We start from the raw sequence: 7344 nt of genomic DNA, 5'->3' as shown, positions 1-7344 counted from the left end.
AATTTACCATTCCAGCAAGTACTCTAAAAGCTTTACTTATCACCAGTTTTAGATGGCTTTAATAGCGAAATTATCGCTTATAATCTTTCTTGTTCGCCTAAATTTAGAACAAGTAAAAACGATGTTGGAACAGGCATTTACAGAGAAATACTATGAAAATACCATTTTACACAGCGACCAAGGTTGGCAATACCAACACGATTTTTATCATCGATTCCTAGAGAGTAAGGGAATTCAGCCATCTATGTCACGTAAAGGTAACAGCCCAGACAATGGCATGATGGAATCCTTCTTTGGAATTTTAAAATCCGAAATGTTTTATGGTTACGAGAAGACGTTTAAATCACTTAATCAATTGGAACAAGCCATTGTAGACTATATTGATTACTACAACAATAAACGAATTAAGGTAAAACTAAAAGGACTTAGCCCTGTGCAATACAGAACTAAATCCTTCGGATAAATTAATTGTCTAACTTTTTGGGGTCAGTACAAACGTGGTCGCGAAGAGGGCATTGAACAGGGACTAGAACGTGGAAAAGTTGAAGGTAGTTTGTCTATGCTACTAAATCTCGTCCGCCAAGGTCTTTTGACTTCCGAGGTTGCCAGCCAGCAATTGGGCATGACTGTCGCTGAGTTTGAGTTACTATTGAAAGAGCATCACAAATAAGAACTTAACAAATACAGAGAAACCAGCAAAGATGAGGTTCGCAAACCGTGGTTGGAGTTTTTTGGGAATAAGCCCTTTACCCAGCAACCTGAGCGAGCCATCAGCCAAGCAGACCAACTGCTGGACTACAAGAGCTGGTCCGAGGAGGACAGGAAAATGTTTAGTCAACTACGTATGCGAGAAGAACAAGCCTTGTTAGCACAGGATTATGCCTTGGAGACTGCTAGGGCGGAAGGTCTTGAACAAGGACAATCTGAGGGTATCGAAGATGGATTGAAAGTAGGTTTACTAAATCTCGTCCGCCAAGGTCTTCTGACTTCTGAGGTTGCAAGTAAACAGTTGGGTATGACTGTCTCTGAGTTTGAGGCGTTGTTGTAAGTAGAAAGTGATGACATGTTACCGAAATGAGGTAGCATGTTTTTGTTTGGAATAGATTTTATATTTTGTACGAATGATTTTAGTGTATAGAGATACAAATACACTATTTTCACACTTCAAACCTATTTATTTTACTAAAATTAAAAAATATATCCGCTGTTTTTCCGAACTAGCCTAAATTCTTATATAAGATTAGTTGGATAATATCATATATATTTATTCAAAAAAAGTAGAAAAAATTCAATCGGAAATTTTCTGAAAATTCCTTGATTTCCCAAAACGCTTTTTTTTTTTTGCGAAAATTTAAAATCAAATTATTTGCATATATATTGAAAATAATATAAAATGTAAATTGTAGATTTCTGTGTGCAGGTGTCATGTGGAAATCAAATCAATTAACCTTATAAAAGGAGAAAAGAAAATAATGGAAAATAAACCATCTATGAGTCGTGTTGAACGTCTGCACCGTGAAAAGGTCACGCGTTACTCGATCCGTAAATATAGTTTTGGGGCGGCTAGTGTAGCGGTCGCTGCTCTTTTCATGTTCTTGGGGAATGGAGCTGTATCAGCTAATGAACTAAGCAAACAAGAGACATCTGTAGAAGCAACAACTCCAACTTTGGACAAGACCCAACTTGAAAGCTATATTTCAGAAATTGAGACAAAACTTTCTAACGGTTCTTACGATAACAAAACAGAAGAAAGTGTTGCAGTATTAAAAGCTGACTTAGAAGCTGCAAAAGCTACATTAGCGAATGCAACTACTCAAGCTGAACTAAAACAAGCTTACAGCAAACTTGTCACTACAGCTAACGCTAGATTAAGAAACAAACCTGTAGAGAAAAAAGAGACTCCAGTAGTAGACACAACTAACGGACAACCAACTGTAGGTAAAACAGCAGAAAATACTGAACCTAAATCAGAATCTAACTCAATCGAAAACTCAGGATCTAATGATGCACGTAGCGGTAAAGAATTAGACAAAAACAATGCTTTCCGTGCTGAAACTTCAAAAACTGTAGGTAATATTACTTACACTACAGAGTTTTCAAATGATACTACAAAAGAAATCTATGTTTATAACAAAGAAGAGGCTAATGTAGAATTTAAAATCAATTCATCAACAAACAAAGTCACATACGTAGAAACAACACAAGCATCAAGTCAGAAGTTCACAACTGTAAATGACACAACTGTAACAGATGGATATGGATATAACTTCGAAAAGATCACTACAGAAACAGATACACCATTAACAGTGAGAATGACAGGGCAACCGAATGAACTTATCATGAGTAAACCTGCCTATAATAAAACTGAAGCTCAAAACTTTGCAATGGGGGATCGTTACCTTCGTGTAACAGCAAAAGATGGATCGACAATGTCTGCTTCTGGAAGTGGTGTAAATGCAGATGGATACTTTAAGATTGTCCTTAAATCACAAACATACAAATATAGCATCCAAGAGCCAGCATCAAATGCTGATAAGATTGCTGTTTCAAATATTGATAGCTTAACTGAAGCAGATATTGCCAAAATTAAAGCTCAGATTAAAATTGAACATTCTAAAACAAGTACAGATGCAAGATTAGAATCTAAAAAAGGACAACTTGTAGACAATCAAAGCTCAATAGTAAAAAGTATTGATGTTGATACTACAAGCAAAAAAGTAGTAGTAACATATACTGACGATTCGACAGATGAAACTCCACTTTCAAATGTGGCACGTACAAACGTCGATCCAGTCGTAGAGATTCCATACTCAGATGAAGCTAAACGAGAAATCTATGTCTATGGTGCAGAAGAGAACTCGTTTGATATTAAAATCAAAGATGATTCGGATAAGGTTTCAAAAGCCACACTGGAACAATGGGGAAGCAATGCTTTCAAACCTGTAGACGGTGAGACTGATAAAATCAATACTCAGTATGGATATACAGCAAACGAGTTTAAAACTGAAACACCAGCATCGGACGCGACACCAGCGGTTATCAGATACTCAGGTACTCCGAAGGCAGTAGATAATTTATCACAAGATAGACTAGACGCAGCAACAAAAGGAGAAACTCCACAGGGGCTGCCTTTAGGTTGGCGTTATGTGACAGTTACAGATGTCGAAGGAACAAAATTCGCTGGTTCTGGAAAGGATGCCGCTAACGACCATGCCTTCCGTGTCATGCTTAAGCCACAAACTCAAAAATATGATGTTACAACTCCAGCAGAAGAATCTGCTAAGTTCCCAGTAGTTGATGCTAATAACGTAACAGATGCAGAGTTTAAGAAACTAGTTGGTGAAAACAATGCAAACATCAAACTTCACTATTCTAAAACGAATACAGATGCTAACTTAGTTGCGAAACAAGGTCAAAATGTTGACGATAAAGCCGACAAGATTAAATCTGTTGAAAAAGTAGCTAATAATATGGTGGTAACGTATAACGATGGATCTACAGATACATTACCATTAACTGACTTTGCACGTACGAATGTTGCTCCAACAGTGGAGATTCCATACTCAGTAGACGGTAAAAAAGACGTTTACGTATATGCGAACGAAGATATTGATGTTGATATTAAATACAATGATGATTCAGGAAAAATCAAGTTTGCAACAATAAGAAAAGGTGGAAATCAACCGTTATCACCAGTAGAAGCTACTAATCCAAATGTTATTGATAACGAATATAATACAACTTTTACACAAATTGATGGAGAAACTACAACACCAGCAACTGTAAAAATTACTGGTAAGATGACAAAAGAGACTCCAGGATTGGCTGCAAGTAAATTCCCAACAGATGAAAATGGAGAATACCGCATTGTAACTCGCTATGCTACAGCAACTGATACGGATAATGCAATTATCGAAAATGGAGCTTCATCAGGTACATACGCTAACGATCCAGGTGCATTTACATTAGTATTAAAATCACAAGCTAAGAGATATGAAATTTCGGATGTTGCAGAAGCAGATAAAGTAGCAGTAGCTGATCCAACTGCAGTAACAGATGATGAGTTTAACTCAATTAAAGAGAAAGTTAAGATTGAGTTTTCTAAAACAAATGAAGATAAAAACTTAGAATCTAAACGTGGACAAGAAGTAACCGACAAAGATTCTAAGATTGATACAATTACAAAAGATGGTAACAACTTAGTAGTAACATATAAAGATGGTTCTAAAGATGTAAGACCATTAACAGACTTCACTAAATTAGATAAACAACCTGCGATTGATGCAGTAAAAACAGCAGCAACTGAGAAAATTGCAGCAATTAACGCTACTCCAAACGCTACAGATGAAGAAAAAGCAGCAGCAGTTGCTAAAGTAAATGCTGATAAAGAAAAAGCATTAACAGCAATTAATGATGCTACTACAAAAACAGCTCTTGATACGGCTAAAAACGCAGGAACAAGTGCAATTGCAGCAGATAACCCAGTAGTAGCTAAGAAAGACGCAGCAAAAGCAGATGTTGAAGCAGCTCGTAAAGCTAAAGAAGATGCAATTAAAGCAAATCCAAATCTAACACAAGCAGAAAAAGATGCAGCTATCGCGAAAAATAATACGGCAGCAGCAGAAGCAACTAAAGCTATTGATGCAGCAACAACAAACGATGCGGTAGATCAAGCTAAAACAGCTGGAACTACAGCGATTGGGAAAGTTAACCCAGTAGCAAAAGAAAATGCTAAAGAAGCAATTGCGAATGCTTTAACGGCTAAAAATTCTGAAATCGACAAACGTACAGATTTAACAGATGCTGAGAAAAAAGCTGCTAAAGATGAAGCTCAAAAATTAGCAGATGCTGAACTTGCTAAAATTAACGCACAACCAGACAATGCAGACACACCAGAAGCAGCAACAACAGCTCAAACTGCGGTGGATAATGCAAAAGATAAGGGTGTAGCGGATGTTAAATCTGTAAATCCAGTAGCTAAAGAAGCAGCTAAGAAAGCAATTGCAGATGAATTGGCTAAGAAAGAAGAGCAAATTGACGCTCGTACTGATTTAACAACAGAAGAAAAAGACGCAGCAAAAGCTGAAGCTAAAGCAAAAGCTAAGGAAGCAACAGATGCAATCGATGCTCAACCAAGCAACGCAGAAACACCAGAAAAAGCAGCAGAAGCCCAAACAGCAGTAAATGGTGCAAAAGATAAAGGTGTAGCAGACGTTAAAGCTGTAGATCCAGTAGCGGCTAAGAAACCAGCAGCTAAGAAAGCAATCGATGACGCATTAACAGCTAAAAACAACGAAATTGATGCTCGTACGGATTTAACTCCAGAAGAAAAAACTAAAGCGAAAGAAATTGCAAAAGCAAAAGCAGATGCAGCTAAAGATGCAGTTGATAAAGCAACAACAGACGCAGAAGTTGATAAAGCTAAAACAGCTGGAACTACAGCAGTTGCAAACGTAACTCCAGTAGCGAAAGAAGCAGCGAAAACAGCAATTGCAGATGCATTAACAGCTAAAAATAAAGAAATCGATGCTCGTACAGACTTAACTGACGAAGAAAAAACAGCAGCTAAGAAAGAAGCAAAAGATAAAGCTGATGCACAACTATCTGAAATTGCTAAACAGCCAGATGCAGCGGATACACCAGAAGCAGCGAAAACAGCACAAGATGCAGTGGATGCAGCTAAGAAAACAGGTGTAGATGAAGTTACAGCCGTAAATCCAGCAGCAGTTAAGAAACCAGCAGCTAAGAAAGCAATCGACGATGCGTTAACAGCTAAAAATAATGCTATTGATGCCCGTACAGACTTAACAGATGCAGAGAAAAAAGTAGCTAAAGATAAAGCAACAGAAGAAGCTAAGAAAGCTAAAGAAGCAATCGATGCAGCAACAACAGATGCAGCAGTAGATACAGCTAAAACAGCTGGATTAGATGAAGTTGCGAAAGTGAATCCAGTAGCGAAAGAAGTGGCTAAGAAAGCAGTAGCAGACGAATTAGCTAAGAAAGAAGCAGAAATCGATGCTCGTACTGATTTAACGCAAGAAGAAAAAGACGCGGCTAAGAAGGATGCTCAAGATAAGGCTAAATCAGCAACAGATGCAATTAATGAACAACCAGACAATGCAGATACACCAGAAAAAGCAACTGAAGCTCAAAAAGCAGTAGATACAGCTAAGAAAACAGGTGTAGATGAGGTTGCAGCTGTAAATCCAGAAGCAGTAACGAAACCAGCAGCTAAGAAAGCAATCGATGATAAATTAGCTGAGCAATTGAAAGCAATTGAAAACACTCCAGATGCTACAGATGATGAGAAGAAAGTTGCAGCAGATGCAGCTAAAACTCTAGCAGAAGAAGCTAAGAAAGAAATCGATAAAGCTGGAACAGATGCAGAAGTTAAGCAACTTCAAGACGAAGCTGAAAAAGAAATCGAAAAATCTGTACCTGTTGTAGAAGATAAACCAAACGCTCGTAAAGCAATTGATGACGAAGCAACAGCTAAGAAAGCAGCAATCGATGCTCGTGACGACTTGACTCCTAAAGCTAAAGAAGATCTTAAAGCTCAAGTAGACAAGATTGCAGAACAAGCTAAAAAATCTGTAGATGCAGCTAAAACAGCAGAATCTGTCAATGGAATTGAAGAATCAGATAAAGCAGCTATTAAAGCTGTAGGTGAAGTAAATATTCCAGCTGATAAAGTTCTTGTAAATGATCCAAGTGCTTTAACAGACGATGAAAAAGCTAAGGTCTTAGAAGCTGTTAAGAAAGTAAATCCAGATGCTAAAGAAATTACTCAAGATGCAGATGGAAATATTACTGTTACAACTCCAGATGGTCATCAGGAAATCATCACTCCTGAACAAGTTGTGAAAACTGCTGATACAGCAAATGATCCAAAAGCAGGAAATGACGTAGTTAAGCCAGCAGATAAAGTAGTCGTAAATGATCCAGCTAAGTTGACAGATGCTGAGAAGGAGAAAATTAAAGCAGCAGTTGAAACTGTAAATCCAAACTCTGTAGTAACAGTAGATGAAAAAGGAAATGCTAAAGTTTCAACTCCAGATGGTCAAACACAAGTGATTCCTGTAGAAGAATTAGTACGTACTGTTGAAGATACTAAGAAACCAAACGCAGGCAACGACATCGTTAAACCAGCAGATAAGACAGTAGTAGCAAATCCAGATGCGTTAACTCCAGAAGAGAAGAAAGCGATCGAAGATAAGGTTAAAGCAGTCAACCCAGGTTCAACTGTAGCAGTAGACGATAAAGGCAATGCGACAGTCACAACCCCAGAAGGTAAGACAGCAGTTATCCCAGCGTCAGACTTGACTAAGTCAGCAGCAGATGCAG

1 protein-coding gene and 2 pseudogenes are annotated in these 7344 nt (G+C 37.9%); all 3 read left to right on the top strand.

Annotated elements, in window-relative coordinates; translation table 11 throughout:
* Positions 1-463: pseudogene (locus HMPREF0851_RS15045) on the top strand (IS3 family transposase); the annotation flags it as partial.
* Between the two features lie 207 nt (positions 464-670).
* Positions 671-1048, top strand: a pseudogene (locus HMPREF0851_RS16620) (hypothetical protein); the annotation flags it as partial.
* 424 nt (positions 1049-1472) lie between these two features.
* Positions 1473-7344, top strand: a 5872-nt coding sequence (locus tag HMPREF0851_RS15035) for a DUF1542 domain-containing protein (protein ID WP_000428623.1), incomplete at its 3' end; no start/stop codon positions are given.

Origin of the sequence: Streptococcus sp. M334, assembly GCF_000187745.1 — a bacterium.
Taxonomy (GTDB): Bacteria; Bacillota; Bacilli; order Lactobacillales; family Streptococcaceae; genus Streptococcus.
This window is presented reverse-complemented; position numbering and strand designations above follow the sequence as displayed.